Annotated in this window: 17 protein-coding genes and 1 tRNA gene; 5 read left to right on the top strand and 13 right to left on the bottom strand. The window is 66.7% G+C overall.

Annotated elements, in window-relative coordinates:
• Window positions 1–6: 6 nt before the first annotated feature.
• From AC3WOH_RS23655 to AC3WOH_RS23635, 5 genes are all read right to left on the bottom strand, one after another.
• Window positions 7–2,013, bottom strand: coding sequence for a DUF6538 domain-containing protein (locus AC3WOH_RS23655; protein ID WP_492231769.1), 2,007 nt, complete (start codon window positions 2,011–2,013; stop codon window positions 7–9).
• A gap of 73 nt (window positions 2,014–2,086) precedes the next feature.
• Window positions 2,087–2,160, bottom strand: a tRNA-Gly gene (locus AC3WOH_RS23650).
• Between the two features lie 35 nt (window positions 2,161–2,195).
• Window positions 2,196–2,561, bottom strand: a complete 366-nt coding sequence (locus AC3WOH_RS23645) for a ribbon-helix-helix domain-containing protein (RefSeq protein WP_492231768.1) — start codon at window positions 2,559–2,561, stop codon at window positions 2,196–2,198.
• Window positions 2,562–2,623: 62 nt separating this feature from the next.
• Window positions 2,624–3,205 carry a DJ-1/PfpI family protein gene (locus AC3WOH_RS23640; RefSeq protein WP_492231767.1) on the bottom strand — a complete coding sequence of 194 codons (582 nt, stop codon included), beginning with the start codon at window positions 3,203–3,205 and terminating at the stop codon, window positions 2,624–2,626.
• 59 nt (window positions 3,206–3,264) lie between these two features.
• Window positions 3,265–4,140: an AraC family transcriptional regulator gene (locus AC3WOH_RS23635; protein WP_492231766.1), complete on the bottom strand. Its 876-nt coding sequence runs from the start codon at window positions 4,138–4,140 to the stop codon at window positions 3,265–3,267.
• 123 nt (window positions 4,141–4,263) lie between these two features.
• Between AC3WOH_RS23635 and AC3WOH_RS23630 the strand changes: the two genes are divergently transcribed.
• The 4 genes from AC3WOH_RS23630 (at window position 4,264) to AC3WOH_RS23615 (ending at window position 8,991) form a co-directional block, all read left to right on the top strand.
• Complete coding sequence (locus AC3WOH_RS23630; RefSeq protein WP_492231765.1) at window positions 4,264–5,277, top strand: alpha/beta hydrolase; 1,014 nt, start codon at window positions 4,264–4,266, stop codon at window positions 5,275–5,277.
• Between the two features lie 264 nt (window positions 5,278–5,541).
• Window positions 5,542–6,435, top strand: a complete 894-nt coding sequence (locus AC3WOH_RS23625) for a sulfurtransferase (RefSeq protein WP_492231840.1) — start codon at window positions 5,542–5,544, stop codon at window positions 6,433–6,435.
• A gap of 74 nt (window positions 6,436–6,509) precedes the next feature.
• On the top strand, window positions 6,510–7,724 hold the full coding sequence (locus AC3WOH_RS23620; RefSeq protein ID WP_492231764.1) for a YeeE/YedE family protein: 1,215 nt from the start codon (window positions 6,510–6,512) through the stop codon (window positions 7,722–7,724).
• A gap of 106 nt (window positions 7,725–7,830) precedes the next feature.
• Window positions 7,831–8,991 (top strand): ROK family protein, encoded by a 1,161-nt coding sequence (locus AC3WOH_RS23615; protein ID WP_492231763.1) that lies wholly within the window; start codon window positions 7,831–7,833, stop codon window positions 8,989–8,991.
• 7 nt (window positions 8,992–8,998) lie between these two features.
• Here AC3WOH_RS23615 and AC3WOH_RS23610 read toward each other — a convergent pair whose 3' ends face one another.
• The 4 genes from AC3WOH_RS23610 to gabT form a co-directional block, all read right to left on the bottom strand.
• Window positions 8,999–9,352 carry a hypothetical protein gene (locus tag AC3WOH_RS23610; protein ID WP_007861428.1) on the bottom strand — a complete coding sequence of 118 codons (354 nt, stop codon included), beginning with the start codon at window positions 9,350–9,352 and terminating at the stop codon, window positions 8,999–9,001.
• A 172-nt stretch (window positions 9,353–9,524) separates the two neighbouring features.
• A complete protein-coding gene (locus tag AC3WOH_RS23605) occupies window positions 9,525–9,881 on the bottom strand; it encodes a hypothetical protein (RefSeq protein WP_492231762.1) in 357 nt (118 codons plus the stop codon).
• Window positions 9,882–10,032: 151 nt separating this feature from the next.
• On the bottom strand, window positions 10,033–11,511 hold the full coding sequence (locus AC3WOH_RS23600; RefSeq protein WP_492231761.1) for an NAD-dependent succinate-semialdehyde dehydrogenase: 1,479 nt from the start codon (window positions 11,509–11,511) through the stop codon (window positions 10,033–10,035).
• Between the two features lie 158 nt (window positions 11,512–11,669).
• On the bottom strand, window positions 11,670–12,962 hold the full coding sequence (gene gabT, locus AC3WOH_RS23595) for a 4-aminobutyrate--2-oxoglutarate transaminase (protein ID WP_492231760.1): 1,293 nt from the start codon (window positions 12,960–12,962) through the stop codon (window positions 11,670–11,672).
• A 181-nt stretch (window positions 12,963–13,143) separates the two neighbouring features.
• Between gabT and AC3WOH_RS23590 the strand changes: the two genes are divergently transcribed.
• Window positions 13,144–14,547 (top strand): aminotransferase-like domain-containing protein, encoded by a 1,404-nt coding sequence (locus tag AC3WOH_RS23590; protein WP_492231759.1) that lies wholly within the window; start codon window positions 13,144–13,146, stop codon window positions 14,545–14,547.
• An 8-nt stretch (window positions 14,548–14,555) separates the two neighbouring features.
• Here the strand turns inward: AC3WOH_RS23590 and AC3WOH_RS23585 are convergent, their stop codons facing one another.
• The 4 genes from AC3WOH_RS23585 to AC3WOH_RS23570 are packed head-to-tail and all read right to left on the bottom strand — an operon-like array spanning window position 14,556 to window position 18,621.
• A complete protein-coding gene (locus AC3WOH_RS23585; RefSeq protein ID WP_492231758.1) occupies window positions 14,556–15,554 on the bottom strand; it encodes a hypothetical protein in 999 nt (332 codons plus the stop codon).
• Between the two features lie 8 nt (window positions 15,555–15,562).
• Window positions 15,563–16,240, bottom strand: coding sequence for a GntR family transcriptional regulator (locus AC3WOH_RS23580; RefSeq protein ID WP_492231757.1), 678 nt, complete (start codon window positions 16,238–16,240; stop codon window positions 15,563–15,565).
• 57 nt (window positions 16,241–16,297) lie between these two features.
• On the bottom strand, window positions 16,298–17,296 hold the full coding sequence (locus AC3WOH_RS23575) for a TRAP transporter substrate-binding protein (protein ID WP_492231756.1): 999 nt from the start codon (window positions 17,294–17,296) through the stop codon (window positions 16,298–16,300).
• A gap of 59 nt (window positions 17,297–17,355) precedes the next feature.
• A complete protein-coding gene (locus tag AC3WOH_RS23570; RefSeq protein ID WP_492231755.1) occupies window positions 17,356–18,621 on the bottom strand; it encodes a TRAP transporter large permease in 1,266 nt (421 codons plus the stop codon).
• Window positions 18,622–18,630: the final 9 nt, after the last annotated feature.

Genomic DNA, 18,630 nt, shown 5'->3' with positions numbered 1-18,630 from the left:
GTCAGCTTAGATCGACGCCTCAAGCCTGGGCTTCTTCCCATGCACCGCCTTCAGCTCCAGCGCGTGCTGGATGGCCTCAAGGCCGTCTTGGACCTTGAATGTTGCAATGGATGGGAGGGGGTAGGAAAGCCCGTTGATGCTATCCGCGAGTACCTTCATCGATGCGCCTTTGTCGTACCGGCTTTCGACCAACGTCTTTGAACGCGAGTGGCCCATTAAGTCCGACTTGAGTGTCGTTCGGAGACCTGATGCGCCGAGTGCAGTGGCGAAATTGTGGCGTAGAGAGTGGAAGGTTCTGCGGCCATCACGGGGGATCTTCAGCTCGGTTCCCAAATAGCGCTCGTTGAACCACTTGCCGGCTGCTTTTCCATAGCCTTTGGTTTCGTCAAAGCTCAATTCCGGGAACAGCCTGGTATGCCCCGCGTCTCGTAGCGCGTTCACGTACTCCATAAATCCACGTTCGAGAAGGTAGGCGTGCACTGGGATCATGCGCTGGGAGTTGATGGTCTTCAGCGATTTGTCGGTGCCGGCAGATTTCTCCATGCCGTCCAGATCCATCTTGCCCTCGCCTTCAAGGTTGAAGTCGAAGTAGGCAATGCCAGATTCGTCCAGTCGGATGTCGTTGAGGTACAACTGCGACAGCTCGTTGAGGCGGCCACCCCCGAAAAGCGAGAGCAACGGTAGCCAGTAGTAGTGGGGTCGGTAGGCGTAAAATTTGCCCTTGGGCGTGCGCTGCCCCACACCGTTCTGAAACCAGGGCACGCTGAAGATCAGGTCCAACTCCGCGGATGAAAATGCATCGCGTTGTTGACTGGCTTTTGCTTTGGGCCCACCTGCCTTCTTCAGCAACTCGCCGCCGAGCCCCGTCGCCGGGTTCTGAATCATCATCGTCTCGCGCACGGCCCAGGCGAAAATCTCTGCCAGGCTGTCCAGCAGTCGTGCCTGGGCCTGAGTGGTCAGGCGAGGCAGATCATGTTGGTCAGCCAATGCAATGAGTTCGGGGAACTTAGCGGCAGGGCTCTTGTACTTTCTCCGGACGTTGTGGCGTTCGTCCGGAATGCGTGCAATCTGGTCGGCGAGCTCCCGCAGCGCAAGACGATCTACTTTGGCCAGCGGGACATCGCCGACAAGCTCGACGAGCAAGTCGCACTGGTCCTTGCGCCGTCGCAATTGGTCTGGCTTCCATGCGCCCTCGTGTCTGCGGAGGTACTCAACCGTCAAGTCTGTCACCGTCCTCTCCTTGCCCATTGGTGGAAGGGGAGCTGACGCCGCCTTCGTCACCGCGCCCAGGGTAGCTGCGGCACGCACCTCGGGGGCCAGCAACGCTGCAAGCGAAGTCCGCAGAGCCTCAACATCCCCTCGACGCACTTCCAGCATGGCTGCTGTGATGCCCGGGCCCGGAACATCGCATACGAAGCCATTCTCGGTAGAGGGCCAGTGAAGAAACTGGCTCACCGGTACGGCCGCATCGGCGCGTGCGATGGCTCCAATCTCCTCGTCAAAGCGAATGCGTAGGCGGCCGGTGTACCGCGTGCGTGCAGCGAGACCTCCCAGCTTGTGTTCGTCGATGACAACCTCGACAAGGCCCTGCACGTCGCGCAAGTGTTCGAGTTGCTGCTCATAGTCGTGTACCTGCCAGCCCAGCCATCCATCTGCATGCACGAAGAATGGCGCGCGGCGCGTGATCAGTCGCTCGGCGAGCAGAACAGGGGTCGTACCCAGGGCGAGCGCGGCTTCGACAAGCGGGAGGTGTCCATCTCCTAGCAGTTGGAGAGACCCGGCGGCAATGGCAGATAAGTCCATGAGATCGACCGTCTCGATGGCCCGGTGCCACTCAGCCGCCAGGTCCGCCGCCACGATCTTGGCGGCGCGCAGGTCTCGACAGCCAGTGCTTCGATGGATCTCGCGTTTCCCGACCGCCTCCTGAAGGCGCCGGGGCACGCACAGACGGATAAAGTACACGCCGCTGTTGCGACGCTGCAAATACAAAGAGCCTGACACGTCGTACCACACTTTCGTAGTGGGTCTGCGTGCCAAGCTCAAGCTTGGGATGCGATTGTAGGTGGATCAACCACTTACAAAACTATGGAGCGGGTGAAGGGAATCGAACCCTCGTATGAAGCTTGGGAAGCTGCCGTTCTACCATTGAACTACACCCGCGTTGCGCAGGATTATAGGGGCAGAGCCGAGGGGTACTATGCCGCCCGTGCCAGCACCGTGCGGCGTCCCTCGGTGGCCAGCACCTGCTGGGCATTGAGGCTGCGGATGGGAATGGACGCATCCTGCGGTATGCCGCCGGACAGTTGCAGGGCCATGTAGCGGCCGCAGCACACGCGCAGGAAGGAGGCGAAGTTTTCCACCTCGCCGCGTTCCGCCACCAGCTCGTCATAGAGTTTGGTGCACAGCTGGGGGACGCCCATGCCGTCGCGCCGGGCGATCTCGCCGAGCACCTGCCAGAACAGGTTTTCGAGCCGGATGCTGGTGGCCACCCCATGCAGTCGCACCGAGCGGGCGCGGCTTTCGTACAGGGTGGGGTCGGCACTGATGAATACCTCGCACATGGTTCTGGCCTTTCGGATGCAGCCCCCATCATCGGGGACCGCCCCGGCCGCGTCAAATTGCCTTACAGGCTGATGCGCGTGCCCAGCAGCGCCAGGAACTGCGCAATCCAGGCCGGGTGCGCCGGCCAGGCGGGGGCCGACACCAGGTTGCCTTCGGTCACCGCGGCGTCCATGGCGATCTCGGCGTACGTGCCGCCCGCCAGCTCCACCTCGGCCCGGCAGGCCGGGTAGGCCGAGCAGGTGCGGCCCTTGAGCACACCGGCACCGGCCAGCAGCTGCGCGCCATGGCACACGGCGGCCACGGGTTTGTGGGTGTCGAAGAAATGCTTCACCGCAGCCACCACGGCCGGGTAGGTGCGCAGGTACTCGGGGCCGCGGCCGCCGGGGATCACCAGGGCGTCGTAGCTGGCCACCTCCAGGTCGGCAAACGTGGCGTTGAGCGTGAAGTTGTGGCCCGGTTTTTCGCTGTAGGTCTGTGCGCCCTCGAAGTCGTGGATCGCCGTCTTGATGTGGTCGCCAGCCTTCTTGTCCGGGCACACCGCATGCACCGTGTGGCCCACGGCCAGCAGCGCCTGGAAGGGCACCATGGTCTCGTAGTCCTCGCAGTAGTCACCGCACAGCATGAGTATCTTTTTTGCCGCCATGTTTGTCTCCTTGGGGGTTGGGAGAGCGCATTGTTGGGCGGTGCTGGCGGCGGTGGGTGTTAGCCGGCTACTACATGCCCCGATGCATCGGCATCGCCAGCGGCCCGGGCCTGCCGCCATTCGCGCGGCGTCACCCCGCACTGGGACTTGAACGCCCGGGACAGTGCCGCCTCGCTGCCATAGCCCACGTCCACCGCGATCATCTTGAGCTGCCGGCCCTGGCGCAGCGCCTGCTGCGTGAGCCGCACGCGCCAGCCCTGCAGGTAGCTGCCCGGCGTGCAGCCCACCACATCGCGGAAGGTGTTGGCGAACACGCTGCGCGACATGCCCGCCAGCTCGCCCAGGGCCTCCAGCGGCCAATCCTGTGCAGGGCGCTCGTGCATGGCCACCAGCGCCCTGCGCAGCCGTGGGTGCGACAGCCCGGCCAGCATGCCGCCCTGCACCTGGTCGTCCACCATCACCTGCCTGAGCAGCTGGATCACCACCACCTCGAACAGCCGGTCGATCAGCGCGTGGCGGCCGCAGTTGCTGCCGAAGGCCTCTTCGAACAGCACCGCCAGCACGCGTTCGGCGCCGTCGATCCGGGCCAGGGGCAGGCAGACGAAGTCGGGCAGTGCCGCCACAAAGGGGTTGTCGGCGCCGCCCTCGAAGCGCACCTCCGCGCACGCCAGGTCGGCGCCCCGCTCGGCGTCGGTGACGAAGCGGCGCGCCATGGGGCGTGGGTAGAACAGCAGGCTCGGCTCCTCCACCCGCAGCGCAGGGCGCCCGGGGTGGATGAGCTCCATCGATCCGGCCCGGACCAGGTGCATCTGGCCGCCCTCGCCAGCGCCCGCAAAGTCCGTGATGCCGCACAGCGCACCGGCCTGGAACATGCGCGCCCGGATCGGGAAATGCTGCAGCAAGGCATCGAGGCGGTCAGGGCAGGAGGCGTTCAATTCAATACTTTCAATCAAGTATTTAAAATTTTAAGTGATAAATAGTTTTTATGCGGGGCCTAAAGTTCGTTCTGCCTCCACGGCAAGTCCACTCCACCCACCTCGTTACCCAGGATCCACACCATGCAGTTCACGCACCGTCTCGCCGCCGCTTCCGCCCTGGCCCTGGCGTCCACCCTGTCCCTGGCCGCCGGCAGCCCCGGGGTCGAGCGCAACACCCAGGCCTTTCTCGAAGCCCTGGCCAAGGGCGGCGGCCAGCCGCTCGAAACCCTGTCGCCGGCCGATGCGCGCCAGGTGCTCGTGGGCGCGCAAAAGGGCGCGCGGCTGCCCGCTGCCGATGTCAGCGAAAAGACCATCACCGTTGACGGCAAGCCCGTCGCCCTGCACATCGTGCGCCCGGCCGGCGCCAAGGGTGTGCTGCCGGCCTTTGTCTTCGTGCACGGCGGCGGCTGGATCCTGGGGGACTTCCCCACGCACGAGCGCTTCGTGCGCGACCTGGTGGCCGACTCCGGCGCTGCCGCCATCTTCGTGAACTACACGCCCTCGCCTGAAGCACGCTACCCCGTGGCCATCAACGAGATCTATGGTGCCACCAAGTGGGTGGCCGAGAACGGCGCGCAGATCCAGGTGGACGGCAAGCGCCTGGCCATCGTGGGCAACAGCGTGGGCGGCAACATGGCCACCGCCGTGGCGCTGATGGCCAAGGCCAAGGGCACGCCCGCGCTGCGCGCACAGGTGCTGTTCTGGCCCGTGACCAACGCCAACTTCGAGAACGCCTCCTACGATGAGTTCGCCAACGACCACTTCCTGACCAAAGGCATGATGAAGTGGTTCTGGGACGCCTATTCCACCGACGCCCAGCAGCGCCAGCAGATCTACGCCTCGCCGCTGCTGGCCACGCCCGAGCAGCTCAAGGGCCTGCCGCCTGCGCTGATCCAGACGGCCGAGAAGGACGTGCTGCGCGATGAGGGCGAAGCCTATGCGCGCAAGCTCGACGCGGCGGGCGTGCACGTGGTCGTGACGCGCTACAACGGCATGATCCACGACTTCGGCCTGCTCAACGCGCTGGCCGACCTGCCCGCCACGCGCGCGGCGCTGCACCAGGCCAGCGAGGAACTCAAGCTGCGCCTGCGCTGATTGGGCGGGGCGCGCGCGGGCCGGCAAATCCCATTCGGTCCATCCGGTCATGCTCGCGCCTTTTTCGCATATCCAAGCGCGTTTTGCTTTGTTCCGCTGGCTCCCGGCTGCCCGTAAATTTCTTCCATCGGTTGCCGCAATGGTTGCAGCACCGGCCACCCGAATGAAAGGATGACCCGCATGAGCCAGCCACAGCACACGACGACGATCCACCCCACCCAGTCCCTGGGCCGCCGCCTCGGCGCATGGGTGCTGGGCGCCGGCATGGCGCTGGGCGCATCTCTGGCCTGGGCCGCCACCCCCATCCCGGCGGGCCCGCTGGTCAGCACCGAGTGGCTGGCGCAGAACCTGGACAACACCCAGGTGCGCATCGTCGAGGTCAGCGTGAACCCGGGCCTGTACGAGCGCAGCCATGTGCCCGGCGCCGTGAATTTCTCCTGGCACCAGGACCTCAACGACAAGGTGCGCCGCGACATCGTCGGCAAGGAAGCCTTCGAGGCCCTGTTGTCCAAGGCCGGCATCGGCCAGGACACCACCGTGGTGCTTTACGGCGACACCAACAACTGGTTTGCCGCCTGGGGCGCCTGGGTGTTTGACATCTACGGCGTGAAGAACGTCAAGCTGCTCGATGGCGGCCGCAAGAAGTGGGAGGCCGAGAACCAGCCGCTGAACAACCGCGTGCCCGAGTTCGCAGCCACCAGCTACAAGGTCGCACAGGTCAACACCCAGCTGCGTGCCCGCCTCACCGACACCCTGGCCGCGGCCGAGGGCAAGAGCAATGCCAAGCTGGTGGACATCCGCTCGGCCGATGAGTACAGCGGCAAGATCTTTGCGCCGGCCGGTGTGCCCGAGCTGAGCATTCGCGCCGGCCATATCCCCGGCGCCGCCAATGTGCCCTGGGGCCAGGCGGTCAAGGAAGACGGCACCTTCAAGTCGGCCGAAGACCTGAAGAAGCTCTATGCCAATGTGGGCATCGACGGCAGCAAGCCGGTCATCACCTACTGCCGCATCGGCGAGCGTTCCAGCCACACCTGGTTCGCGCTGTCCAAGATCCTGGGCTACAGCGTGAAGAACTACGACGGTTCGTGGACCGAATACGGCAATGCCGTGGGCGTGCCCATCAACAACCCGGCCGGCACCGTCTGGGCCGCCAAGTAGCCGGGCGCGCAGTTTTTTGGTAGGGGGTCTCATTTACAGCCCGCTTCGGCGGGCTTTTTTTCGTTGGGCAGCCCATGGCGACGACACAGCAGCATCCACTTCGCAACTACCTTTCCCCCGCAGCCGCCGTGGCACTGCTGGCCGCACTGGCCCTGTCCACGCGCTGGATCGAAACCCTGGCCGGTGGCCGCACGCTGGTGTTCGCCCTGGTGACCGGCGCCGTGCTGGGCCTGGTCCTGCAGCGCTCGCGCTTTTGCTTCTATTGCCATGCGCGCGACTGGTTCGAGGGCGGCAACCCGCGCGGCCTGCTGGCCATCGTGCTGGCGCTGGCCGTGGGCCTGGTGGGGTATACCGTGGTGCTGGGCGGCTGGCTGCCGGTGCCGCAGCCGGGCAAGCTGCCGCCGGACATGCACATCGGCCCGGTGAGCTGGGTGCTGGTGGCGGCGGGCCTGTCGTTTGGCGCGGGCATGGTGGTCTCGGGCTCGTGCATCAGCGCGCACTGGTACCGGCTGGCCGAAGGTTCGGCCGTGTCGCCCTTCGCATTGCTGGGATCGGCCCTGGGCTTCATTCTGGGGTTCAAGACCTGGAACGGTTTGTACAGCATGAGCGTGGCCGATGCCCCGGTGGTCTGGCTGCCCGCGCACCTGGGCTATGGCGGGGCGCTGCTGGTGCAACTGGCCGCGCTGGCCGTTGTGGCGGCCTGGCTGTGGCGCGGGTTTGCGCGCGACTCCGCCAAGGCGGGGAACCCGGCAACGGGCGTTCCCGGCCTGCATGCCGTGTGGCGCCAGCTGTGGGTAGGTCGTTGGAGCTACTGGATCGGGGGCCTGGCCGTGGGGCTCATCGGTGCGTTAGCCATCGTGCGCATGCGCCCGCTGGGTGTCACGGCCACGCTGGGCAGTGCGGCGCGCCAGTGGGCGCAAGGCCAGGGCTGGATCCCCGAGCGGCTCGACGGGCTCGACGGCTTTGCGGGCTGCGCCACGGTGCCGCAGTCCACCTGGTTCACGCCCAATGCGCTGCTGCTAGCGGGCCTGGTGGCCGGGGCCTTCATTGCCGCACTGGCCAGCCGGCAGTTCGCGCCGCGCTGGCCAACCTGGCGCGACGCCGTGCGCGGCCTCTCGGGCGGCGTGCTGCTGGGCTGGGGTGCGATGACGGGGCTGGGCTGCACCATCGGCACGCTGCTGTCGGGCGGCATGGCCGGGGCGCTGTCGGGCTGGGTGTTCGCGGCGGCTCTCTTCTTTGCGGTGTGGGGCGGCTTGCGGACCAAGGCTTGGTTCACGCCAAAGGCCTGAGCACCGTGGGGCCATGTCAAGGCATTGGCTGACGCCGGTTGCGCGCCGGCTGCGGCACCATGCAGCGATGGTCCCGTCTGCGGGCCTTCATCGCACGAGGGACTGCATGGCATCCAAGGACAAGGAAAAGGACACGAAGAAAGCCGGCAAAAAGGCCGACGCCGCCAAGCCCAGCGCTGCGCGCGAGGACAAGGAGGCCAAGGCCCAGCGCGAGCTGGGCATCGTCGGCCCGCATGGCGACATGCGCCTGGCCTCGGTCGTGATCGAGGGCTACAGCCTGGAGCTGCGCGATGGTGACGGCTTCGTGGGCGACGTGGCCAGCCGCACGGCCTTTCGCCACATGCTCGACGCCTGGCGCAAGCTGTTCACTGCCATGGATGGCAAGGACCCCATGGGCCGCAAATCCACGCGCGAGCTGAGCAAGCACCAGCTCGATGCCATGCTCGAAAAGGACGGCATCGCCGCCCAGGCCATCGAAGCGGCCACCGAGGACTATGCGCTGCAGCTCGCCCATGTGGTGCAGCGCTTTCTCAAGCACAAGACCTGGAAGGGCGTGGAGCGCATCATCATCGGCGGGGGCTTCCACCAGAGCGAAGTCGGCGGCATGGCCATCGCGCGCGCCGGCAAGATCCTCCAAGCCGAGAAGGTGCCCGTGCAGCTGCGCACCCTGCACCACCATGCGGACGAGGGCGGCCTGATCGGCTGGGTGCACCTGGCGCCGCCGGCCCTGCTGCAGAGCTACGACGCCATCCTTGCGGTGGACATCGGCGGCACCAATGTGCGCTGCGGCATCGTGCAGACACACCTGCACAAGGCGCCCGACATGTCACTGGCCGAGGTGCCGCGCCGCGAGAAGTGGGCCCATGCCGACGACGAGCCCAAGCGCGACGAGCTGGTGGAGGGCATCGCCACCATCCTCGAAGACCTGATCGCCCACGCCGAGAAAAAGAAGATCCGCCTGGCGCCCTACATCGGCGTGGCCTGCCCGGGGCTGATCGTGGAGGACGGCTCGCTCGCCGGTGGCACGCAGAACCTGCCGGGCAACTGGGAGAGCACGCGTTTTCATCTGCCGCGCGACCTGTGCGAGCGCCTGCCGCACATCGGCGATGGCCGCACCCAGGTCTGCCTGCACAACGACGCCGTCGTGCAGGGCCTCTCGGAGATGCCCTTCACCAACGACGTGGAGCGCTGGGCCATTCTTACCGTGGGCACGGGGCTGGGCAATGCCAGCTTCACCAACCGGCGCGACGCGCCAGGGCAGGAGTGAAGAACCTTCAGCGCTGGTAGCAACGGCTGGCGTTCTTCACGATCTTGCAGTTGAAGAGGGTGGCGCTGACGCCCATGGGCCCATGGGTGTAGTCTGCAAGCTGGTTGTCGTTGTAGCGAGTGTGGTGGGGCTGGCCCGTGGGCTTGTCCAGGCTGTCGGACCAGACCTTGATGTGGCAGCTGCCCTTGTTCTGGTCGGCGCAGAACTTGTACGCGGCCCGGCCGATGTAGTCGGTGTCCTGTGCCTTGTCGGTCGGCACCATGGCGTAGTGCGTATTGCCGTGGGTCTCGAAGACGTCGAGCGTTTGTGCGTGGGCAACTGCGGTTGCTGCGGTCAGCAGCGCAAGGATCAAGGCTTTCATGGTGGGTTCTCTCCAGTGTGCTCGCGGCCGGCGGGCAAGTTGCCACGTGCCGCGGTGATGGATGCGCGCAACCCCCTGTGGGCTGCGCACGGTGGCCGGCCGGCCTCGGGGATTCTGCATTGATGAAGTGCTGCCCGACTGGACGAATTGTCCACCGGCCACCGGCGGCCGCTCACTGCTGGTAGCAGCGGCTGGCGGTGGTCACGAGCTTGCAATTGAAACGGATGCCATCGGCGATGCCGCTGTAGTTGCGCATGTACTCGGCCAGCTTGTTCTCGTCGTACCGTGTGTGGAAGGGGTTGCCCGTGGGCTTGTCCAGGCTGTCGGACCAGATCATCACCCTGCAACTGCCCTTGTTCTGGTCCTGGCAGAACTTGTAGGCCGCTCTTTCCATGTACTGGGTGTCCCGGGCCTTGTCGGTGGGCACCATGGCGTAGTGCATGTTGCCGTGGGATTCGAAGACCTCCAGTGTTTGGGCGTGCGCGGTAGAAGTCGCTGCGGTCAGCAACGCAAGGATCAAGGCTTTCATGTGAATTGGTTCCCTCTGTGTGCACAGCCGGTGGGCCCGCTCGGAATGCGCGCCTCTGGTTGATTGAAAAGCAAAGCAGCCCCCGTGGGGGCTGCTTGTGCATGTCGGCTGGGAGCAGGGATTTTGCCCTGCCTTCCATGGGTTCAGCTGCTTATTTCTGAACATCTCCGATGCACAGGTATTTGATTTCCACATAATCGTCGATGCCATGGTGCGAGCCCTCGCGGCCCAGGCCCGACTGCTTGACGCCGCCAAACGGCACATGCTCGGTCGCCAGCAGACCCACGTTCGCGCCCACCATGCCGTATTCGAGTGCCTCGCTCACGCGGAAGATGCGGCCCACGTCGCGGGTGTAGAAATAGCTCGCCAGGCCGAATTCGGTGGCGTTGGCCGCGTCGATGGCCTCTTGCTCGGTCTTGAACTTGAAGACCGGGGCGAAGGGGCCGAAGGTTTCCTCGCGTGCACACAGCATGTCGGGCGTGGCGTTGGCCACCACCGTGGGCTCGAAGAACTGGCCCGCCAGGCGCTTGCCGCCGGCCACCACGGTGCCGCCCTTGGCCAGGGCGTCGTCCACATGGCGTTGCACCTTCACGAGTGCTGCTTCCTCGATCAGCGGCCCCTGGTTCACGCCGTCCTCGAAACCGTTGCCCACCTTGGCCGTCTTCACCTTGGCGGCGAACTTGGCGACGAACTCGTCGTACACGCCTTCCTGCACGTAGAAGCGGTTGGTGCACACGCAGGTCTGGCCGGCGTTGCGGTACTTGCTGGCGAAGGCGCCTTCCACGGCGGAGTCGATGTCGGCGTCGTCGAACACCAGGAAGGGCGCATTGCCGCCGAGTTCCAGCGACATCTTCTTGACCGTGGGGGCCGACTGCGCCATCAGGATGCGGCCCACCTCGGTGCTGCCCGTGAAGCTGATGTGGCGCACCACGTCGCTCGCGCACAGCATCTTGCCGATGGCGATCGAGTTGTCGCTGTCGGCCGGCAGGATGTTGAACACGCCCGCAGGGATGCCGGCGCGGATCGCCAGTTCGGCCGCCGCCAGCGCGGTCAGCGGGGTCAGCTCGGCCGGCTTGATGACCACCGGGCAGCCTGCGGCCAGGGCCGGCGCCACCTTGCGCGTGATCATGGCCAGCGGGAAATTCCATGGCGTGATGGCCGCGCACACGCCGATGGACTGGCGCAGCACCAGCAGGCGGCGGTTGTTGTCGAACTGGGGCAGGGTCTCGCCATTGATGCGCTTGGCCTCTTCGGCGAACCATTCCACGAAGCTCGCACCGTAGGCCACCTCGCCCTTGGCCTCGGGCAGGGGCTTGCCCTGCTCGGCGGTCATCAGGCGGCCCAGGTCGTCCTGGTTCGCCATGAGCAGGTCGAACCACTTGCGCAAAATAATGCTGCGCTCCTTGGCCGTCTTGCTGCGCCAGGCGGGCCAGGCGGCGTTGGCGGCGGCGATGGCGGCTTCGGCATCCTGCGGGCCCAGGTTGGCCACGTCGGCGAGCTTCAGGCCCGTGGCCGGGTCGTTCACGTCGAAGCGGCTGCTGCCCGCCACCCACTGGCCATTGATGAGGCCGTCGGTCTTGAGAAGGCTGGGGTCGTTGAGCAGGGAAAGGGGGGAGGTCTTCATGTCCATGGTGCTTGTCTCGTCGGAGTGCCGGTAGTGAGGGGCGGGCCCGCGCTGTGCCGGCGGGACTTGGGATGTCGAAAATGAATATACACGTGGGGTGGCTGCGCTGCACACAGCGCAGTCACCTCCCTGACAGCGTCATCGGTATCGAAGGGTTACTACAGTCACGCAACGGCGGCGAAGCTGTCGGCCAGGAGGGCCAGGCCTTCCTGCAGCAGCTCGTCGGATGCCGTGAGCGGCACCAGGATGCGCACCACATTGCCGTTGGTGCCGCAGGACAGCAGGATCAGGCCGCGGCGTGCGGCCTCGGCCACCACCTTCCTGGTCAGTGCGGCATCGGGGCGCTGCAGGTCGCCGCCCTCGAACAGCTCGATGGCCACCATCGCGCCCAGGCCGCGCACGTCGCCGATGGCGGGCACCTTGGCCGCCATGTCCTTGAGGCCGCGCACCAGCAGGGCGCCTACGTCCTGGCTGCGCGCCAGCAGCTTTTCCTTGTCGAAGGCCTCGAAGACCGCCAGCGCCGCAGCGCAGGCCACGGGGCTGCCGGCATAGGTGCCGCCCAGGCCGCCCGGGGCGGGGGCGTCCATCACCTCGGCGCGGCCCACCACGCCGGCCAATGGGAAGCCGCCGGCCAGCGATTTGGCGGTGGTGATCAGGTCGGGCGCCACAGGCCACTGCTCGCAGGCGAACCAGGTGCCGGTGCGGCCGGCGCCGGTCTGCACTTCGTCGGCGATCAGCAAAATGCCGTAGCGGTCGGCCAGCGCCTTGAGGCCGCTGATGAATTCGGGTGGCGCGATATAGAAGCCGCCTTCGCCCTGCACGGGCTCGACGATGAAGGCTGCCACGCGCTGGGGCTCGATGTCGTTCTTGAAGAGCAGCTCCACCGAGTGCAGGGCCTCTTCCACGCTCACGCCATGCAGTGCGTTCGGGAACTGGGCATGGTAGACCTCGCCCGGGAAGGGGCCGAAGCCGATCTTGTAGGGCGCGACCTTGCCCGTGAGGCCCAGCGTCATGTTCGTGCGGCCGTGGTAGCCACCCGTGAAAGCGATCACGCCTGGGCGGCCGGTGTGGGCGCGCGCGATCTTCACGGCGTTTTCCACCGCCTCGGCGCCCGTGGTGAGCAGCAGCGTCTTCTTGGCAAAGGCGCCCGGTGCCATGGTGTTGAGGCGCTCGGCCACTTCCACGTAAGGCTCGTAGGCCACGACCTGGAAGCAGGTGTGGGTGTACAGGTCGAGCTGGGCCTTGACGGCCTCGACCACGCCGGGATGCAGGTGGCCGGTGTTGAGCACGGCGATGCCGCCAGCGAAATCGATATAGCGGCGGCCTTCCACGTCCCACAGTTCGGCGTTGCGGGCCCGCTGCACGAAGATCTCGTGCGTCTGGCCCACGCCTCGGGCGATGGCGGCATGGCGGCGGGCGAGGAGGGCGGCATTGGTGAAGTGGCGGTCGTTCTGCATGGTGTGGAAATGCAAGCGTGGTGATGGGGAAGAAAAGGATGGCGCCATTCTGGAAGCCGGCCCGCGCAGCGTCCATGTACACCGGCCTGCTGTTTTGGGTGCACTGTGCAGGTCTAGAATCCAGTACACGCCATTCCACCCACCTCCGGGGCGCCTGCTGCGTGCCCCTTTCGCCCACGTGATGCTCACACTCCGCCCCGACCTGGCGACCCCCCTGGTCAGCCAGATCGTCGAAGGCCTGCGGGGCCTCATCGCCAGCCAGGCGCTCAAGCCCGGCAGCAAGCTCCCTTCCATCCGCAGCTTTGCCGCCACGCATGGCGTGAGCGTCTTCACCGTGGTCGAGGCCTACGACCGGCTGGTGGCGCAGGGCTGGCTCGTCTCGCGTGCCAACGCCGGCTTTTTTGTGAAGCGGCGCGACGCGGCCATGCCCGGTGCTTCAGCGCCCGAGAAGCCCGCCCCCACCTTCGACGCAAGCTGGTACCTCAAGCAGATCTTCGAGAATCGCAACCTGCCCATGAAGCCGGGCTGCGGCTGGCTGCCGCAGGACTGGCTGTTCGGCGACGCCCTGCGCCGCAGCATGCGCCACCTGTCCGCCGAGGGGGCGGAGCTCGACGGCTACGGCCTGCCACACGGCTATCTGGAGCTGCGCACCGTGGTGGCCCAGGCCATGGCCGAGCGCGACATCACCGTGGATGCCGAGCGCATCATGCTCACCCAGGGCTCCAGCCAGGGGCTGGACCTGGTCATGCGCCGCCTGGTCAAGCCGGGCGACCTGGTGCTGGTGGACGACCCGGGCTACCCCAATCTGCACTTCATGCTGCGCCTGGCCGGCGCCCATGCGCTGGGCGTGCCGCGCACGGCCACGGGCTACGACCTGGCCGCGCTGGAGGCGCTGCTGGCGCAGCACCGGCCCACGGTGTTCTTCACCCAGCCGCGCCTGCAAAGCCCCACCTGCTCGGTGGCGTCCATGGCGCAACTGCACCGCCTGCTGCAGCTGGCCGGGCAGCATGGCTTCATGCTGGTGGAAAACGACATCTACGCCGACATGGAGGCCGGCGCGCGCCCCTCGCTGGCCAGCCTGGACCAGCTCGACCGCGTGGTCTACCTGGGCAGCTTCTCCAAGACCATCTCGCCCAACCTGCGCACCGGCTACCTGGCGGCGCGGCGCGACCTGCTCGACGAGCTGGTACAACTCAAGATGGTCTCGGGCCTGACCTCCTCGGACATCACCGAGCGCATCACCTTCGGCGTGGTGACCGACGGCCGCTGGCGCAAGCACCTCAAGTCGCTGCGCGAGCGCCTGGCCGAGGCGCACCGCACGGTGGGCCGGCGTCTGCAGGCCCTGGGCTTCGAACTGTTCCACGAGCCCGAGGCCGGCATGTACCTGTGGGCCCGGCATCCCGACCTGCCCGACAGTGCCGAGCTGTCCCGGGAGGCCACGGGCGAGGGCATCATGCTCGGCCCGGGCGCCCTGTTCCTGGTGGAGCCGCGGCCCACGGGCTGGCTGCGTTTCAACGTGGCATTCTGCGGCGATGAGCGCCTGTGGCGCTTCCTGGAGCAGCGCATCGCGCTGGGCAGCCCGTAGACGTTTACTTACGCAGCGCCGTGCGCCTCCAGGTGCGCCACCATGGCCGGGCTCATGAACTGCGTCGGAATCTCCGCTGCCAGCATCTGCGGATCGTCCAGTGCGAGAAAGCAGGCTTCGTACTCGCGCTGCAGGTCGAACTTCGGCGGCAGCATCAACAGGCTCTTGGGCGCCAGCGCAAAGGCCGCCTGGCGCACGGCAGGCGTCAGCTCCTTGGCAGGGATCTTGGCAAACAGCTCGTGCACCTCGGGGCGCGGCAGGGGGCAGCCGGGCGCCAGCAGGGCCAGGTACATGGCCTCGGTGCGCAGCTCCTTGGGGATCTTGGCGATGCGGGAATAGTCGTTCCAGACCACGTCGCGCCACTCCTGCACCGTCTGCGGCGTGGCCATGGACGCCAGACTGTGCCCCTGGCGCAGGCCGGCACGCACCGATTCCAGCGACAGGGGCGACTTCTTGAGCAGCTTTTTCAGCGCAGCGGGCAGGGTCTCCGGGTCGTCGGGGTCCCGGCCTTCGGACAGGTCGATGCGCATCAGCTTGCCGCCCTTGGCCGGCTGGCCCCGCACGTCGATGCCATGGTCATCGTTGACCAGCGCCTGGGCGATGACCTGCCCGCCCACGACCAGCTGGCCATGGTTGTAGTGGCCGTAGACGACTTCCTGCACGCACAGATCGCCGCCCACGTGGATGTAGGCGCCGCCGCAACTGGTCTGGCGCGCATGCAGCGCGCCGGTCACCAGCAGCAGGGCGCCGGAGTCACCATCGGCATTCACCAGCGCGCCGGCAAGGTGCAGGTCGCCCTGCACGCACAGGCCGCAGAGGGCCTGGCCTGGCAGGCCTGCAAGGGCAGCTGCCATGCTGCCGCTTTCCCAACCGGCGCTCCAGTCCAGCGGCAGGTCGCCCTCCATCGCCAGGTCGCCCGTGTGCAGGAGCACCGGGTCTGTGGGCCGCAGCCAGGATGGTGCGGTGAAGGCGCCGGGAAGCTGCGCGATGGTGGTGAGGGTGAACATGGCCGCGCTCACCGGTCGATGATGCGCCGCGCAAACTGCTCCAGGTAGTCCATGAGCTGGTTGGCACCGGCCACGGCATGGTCCTCGTCGCCACTGGCGATGCCCTGGGCCAGGTGCATGTGGGCGCGTGCGCCTTCGCTCACATCGCCCTCGTGCTGGTAGGCGTACCAGAAGCGGCGGCACTGCACGATCAGCGGTGCCACGGATTTCACGGCCGACTGGTTCTGGCTGGCCAGGTGCACGATCTTGTCGAGTTCGTGGTCGGCCAGCATGTAGCCGTCCAGGTGGCCGCGCTCGGCGGCGCGCACCATCTCCTCGGCGCAGCGCACGATGGCCTGGCGCTGCGGCGCCGTGGCGCGCCGCGCGGCGCAGGATGCGATAAGGCGCTCCAGCACGCGGCGCGTCTGGATCACGTCCAGGTGGTCCGCCAGGTCAATGTTGGAGACCTGCAGCCCGCGGCGCGGCTGCTGCACGATGAGGCCGATGGACACCATGCGCAGCAGGGCCTCGCGCACGGGCGTGCGGCCCAGGCCCGTGCTCTCGGCGATCTCGGCCTCCACCACCGGGCTGCCGGGTTGCAGCTGCAGGGTGGCGATCATGGCCTCGATGGCTTCGTAGGCCACGTCCGCCGCGCGCCGCTTGGGGCCGGTGTCTTTGCGGGAGGAGGGGCTGCTGCTCAAGGTCATCGGGGGCGTTCAGGTGGGAGGCGGTCCCATGGCAGGGCGCCCTGTGCCGATCTTAATTCACAGCGTGGCCCCGGCCTTGCGCAACTCGGCGATCTGCGGGGCCTTGGGCAGCCACAGCTTGTCGAACTCCTGGATGCTGGCATCGGGGTTGAAGGACGAGGCGGTCTTGAACGCGATGGAGGTGCCCTTGAACTTGTCGATCAGGCCGGCCTCGGTGGTCACGATGTCGTTGATCTGCGCATCGAGCGACTGGGCCACGAGCTTGCGGATCAGCTCCTTGTCCTTGGCGTCCAGCCCCTGCCAGATGCGGCCCGAGACCAGCGGCGCGAAGGGCATGAACAGCGCGTTCATCTGCAGCAGGGTCTTGGCGACCTTGTCGAAGCGCTGGTTCCACGAGAACTCGATGTCGGCCTCTAGCCCATCCACCTGGCCGTTGCTCATGGCGTCGAACACCTGGGGCGTGGGGATGGGCGTGGGCGCGGCGCCCAGCATCTGGTAGAAGTCGCGGTACACCGGCGTGGGGTTGATGCGCAGCTTCATGCCCTTGAGGTCGGTGGGGCTGGCGATGTCCTTGGTGGAGAACACCGCGCGCATGCCGGTAATGCCCCAGCCCAGGCCGATGGTGCCGGTCTCGCGCGGCAGCACCTCCAGCAGCTTGGTGGCCGCCGGGTGCTTGACCAGCTTGGCCACGCTGGGGGTGGAGCGCACCAGGTAGGGCGCGTTGATGGCCGCGACGCTGGCCACGCGCGAGCCCAGTTCGGCCGCCTGGATCCAGCCCATGTCCAGCGCGCCCGACTGCAGCTGCTGCATCATGGCCGCCTCGTTGCCGAGCTGGCCCGAGTGGAACACGGTCACGCTCAGGCGGCCTTCGCTTTCTTTCTTGAGCGCCTCGCCGAACTGCAGCGCGGCGCGGTTCCATGAGTGGCCGGCCGGGGTGATCAGGCCCAGGCGGAATTCCTTGGCGCCCGCACCCTGTGCGAACACGAGCGGGGCGGCGACGGTGGCGGCAGCGGCCACGGCATGGCGCTGGATGAACTGGCGGCGGGTGGTGGTCATGGTGGACTCTCCTTGGTCGGGGAAGGGACAGGCGGGAACGGGATGGGGGAAGGGCGGCGCTACTCGAGCAACGCCAGCGACAGGCTGGGGAACAGCGACAGCAGCACCAGCGCCACGCAGCTGATGAGGAAGAAGGGCAGCGTGACGATGAACATCTTTCCGGGCTTGGCCCCGGTCACGGCCGAGGCGACGAAGAAGCTCAGGCCCACGGGTGGCGTCATCAGGCCCAGCACCAGGTTGACCACCACCACCACGCCGAAGTGGCGCGGGTCGATGTGGTAGACCTCGGTGGCGATCGGCAGCAGGATGGGCACGGTCATGATGAGACCCGGAATGCCGTCGATCACCGTGCCGATGATGAGCAGGATCACATTGGCCAGCAGCAGGAAGGTGACGGGGTCGTGCGCCACGGTCTGTATCCACGCCGCCACCATCTGCGGTACCTTGCCGTAGATCAGCAGCCACGAGAACACGGCTGCCGCCGCCACCAGGAACAGCACGATGGCCGAGTAGATGGCCGAGCGCAGCAGGATGGCCGGGATGGCGTTGAAGCGGAATTCCTTGGTCACATAGCGGCCCACCAGCGCCGACGCCAGGGCGCCCACGGCCGCAGCCTCGGTGGGGTTGGCGATGCCACCGAGGATGGAGCCCACGATCACGATGGGGATCAGCAGCGTGGGGCTGGCCTGCACGATGGTGCGTGCGCGCTGGGCCAGCGTGCGCTTTTCGCTGCGCGGGTAGTCGTAGATGAAGCCCATGAGGGCGATCACGATGAAGAACAGCAGCGTGAGCAGCACGCCGGGCAGGATGCCGGCGATCAGCATGTCGCCCACGGCCACCTGGGCCAGCACGCTGAACACCACGAACATCACCGAGGGCGGGATGATGGGCCCGAGCATGCCGCCGTAGACCGTGAGGCCGGCCGCGAAGGTCTTGTCGTAGCCCTGCTTTTCCATCTCGGGCACCATGACCTGCGACATGATGGCCACCTGCGCCGTGGCCGAGCCGATGATGGACGAGACCAGCATGTTGGCCAGGATGTTCACGTAGGCCAGGCCGCCCTTGACCGAGCCGATGAAGGCCATGGACAGGTCCACCAGCCGGCGCGTGATGCCGCCGCTGTTCATGATCTCGCCGATCAGGATGAACAGCGGGATGGCGATCAGCCCATAGCTGTCCACCCCCGCGAACATCTGCATGGGAAACGACTGGAACAGCACCGTGCCGCCGGTGGCGACGATGTAGACGATGCCCGAGAGGCACAGGCACACGCCGATGGGCACGCCCACCAGGAGCGCGATGGTGAAGAAGAGGGTGGTGATCATGGGGCGCTT

The sequence above is a fragment of the Acidovorax sp. FW305-C-20-28 genome, assembly GCF_058783375.1.
Note: the sequence above shows the minus strand (reverse complement) of the source record. Positions and strands in the feature narration are given on the sequence as shown.

Coding starts and splice junctions, on each gene's coding strand:
- AC3WOH_RS23605 (WP_492231762.1), bottom strand. CDS start 9,881: ATGAAAGCCTTGATCCTTGCGTTGCTGACCGCAGCGACTTCTACCGCG.
- AC3WOH_RS23600 (WP_492231761.1), bottom strand. CDS start 11,511: ATGGACATGAAGACCTCCCCCCTTTCCCTGCTCAACGACCCCAGCCTT.
- AC3WOH_RS23630 (WP_492231765.1), top strand. CDS start 4,264: ATGCAGTTCACGCACCGTCTCGCCGCCGCTTCCGCCCTGGCCCTGGCG.
- AC3WOH_RS23615 (WP_492231763.1), top strand. CDS start 7,831: ATGGCATCCAAGGACAAGGAAAAGGACACGAAGAAAGCCGGCAAAAAG.
- AC3WOH_RS23580 (WP_492231757.1), bottom strand. CDS start 16,240: ATGACCTTGAGCAGCAGCCCCTCCTCCCGCAAAGACACCGGCCCCAAG.
- AC3WOH_RS23645 (WP_492231768.1), bottom strand. CDS start 2,561: ATGTGCGAGGTATTCATCAGTGCCGACCCCACCCTGTACGAAAGCCGC.
- AC3WOH_RS23640 (WP_492231767.1), bottom strand. CDS start 3,205: ATGGCGGCAAAAAAGATACTCATGCTGTGCGGTGACTACTGCGAGGAC.
- AC3WOH_RS23575 (WP_492231756.1), bottom strand. CDS start 17,296: ATGACCACCACCCGCCGCCAGTTCATCCAGCGCCATGCCGTGGCCGCT.
- AC3WOH_RS23570 (WP_492231755.1), bottom strand. CDS start 18,621: ATGATCACCACCCTCTTCTTCACCATCGCGCTCCTGGTGGGCGTGCCC.
- AC3WOH_RS23610 (WP_007861428.1), bottom strand. CDS start 9,352: ATGAAAGCCTTGATCCTTGCGCTGCTGACCGCAGCAACCGCAGTTGCC.
- AC3WOH_RS23585 (WP_492231758.1), bottom strand. CDS start 15,554: ATGTTCACCCTCACCACCATCGCGCAGCTTCCCGGCGCCTTCACCGCA.
- AC3WOH_RS23625 (WP_492231840.1), top strand. CDS start 5,542: ATGGCGCTGGGCGCATCTCTGGCCTGGGCCGCCACCCCCATCCCGGCG.
- gabT (WP_492231760.1), bottom strand. CDS start 12,962: ATGCAGAACGACCGCCACTTCACCAATGCCGCCCTCCTCGCCCGCCGC.
- AC3WOH_RS23620 (WP_492231764.1), top strand. CDS start 6,510: ATGGCGACGACACAGCAGCATCCACTTCGCAACTACCTTTCCCCCGCA.
- AC3WOH_RS23590 (WP_492231759.1), top strand. CDS start 13,144: ATGCTCACACTCCGCCCCGACCTGGCGACCCCCCTGGTCAGCCAGATC.